Genomic DNA, 837 nt, shown 5'->3' with positions numbered 1-837 from the left:
GATCTGGCACTTCGCTATCGTTTGATTGAGACCGTTGCCTGGTGGGAGGGCCGGTTGACCACGGGACACTTGATGCAGAGCTTCGGCATCAGCCGTCAGCAGGCGTCCAAGGACATCAACACCTACATCACAGAACATGCGCCTAAAAATCTTACATATGATAAAAAAATAAAAGGTTACGTGCCCAGCAAGACGTTCACGCCGCTGTTCATCGACAACAGCGCCAGCGCCTATTTGCACCTGCTCTATCAGAACAACGAACGCGCCCCGCACATCGATGGACTCGCCCTTGCCTACGCCCACACCAAGGTGCTGGAAGTCCCGGATCGTCCAATTCGGCCGGAAGTCCTGCGCCCATTGCTCAAGGCCTGTCGCGACGGCCTGCGCCTGGAAACCGAGTACGTGTCGCTCAATACTCCGAACCTGGAGATTCGCCTCATCGCCCCTCACACGCTGGTCTACACCGGTATGCGCTGGCATGTGCGGGCTTACTGCGAGAAGAACGGCCAGTACCGCGACTTTGTGCTCAGCCGTCTACGGGGCCAGCCGGATTTGCTCGACGAATCGCCAAACACTCGTGAGCTGGATGAAGACTGGAACACCGAAATACCGGTGATATTTGCCGCCGATGGGCGATTGAACGCGGCGCAGAAGTCAATCATCGAAACCGACTTCGGCATGATTGATGGCCAGCTCGTGGTGCCCAGTCGCAGGGCGCTGGTGAAGTACGTATTGCAACGCTATCAGATCGACCCGAGAAACCAGGCCACTAACCCCGAGGCCCAGCAAATCGTGGCAACCAACCTCAAGGAGCTGCGCCCCTGGCTCATGCATGAC

At 57.3% G+C, this 837-nt stretch carries 1 protein-coding gene; it reads left to right on the top strand.

Annotated features, from left to right (window positions below):
* Positions 1 to 837, top strand: an 837-nt coding sequence (locus AC1DRJ_RS30345; protein WP_477805363.1) for a BrxR family helix-turn-helix transcriptional regulator, incomplete at both ends; no start/stop codon positions are given.

It is taken from the genome of Pseudomonas sp. P5_B2, assembly GCF_056400445.1.
The sequence above is the reverse complement of the archived record's forward strand: the minus strand, read 5'-3'. Positions and strand labels throughout refer to the sequence as shown.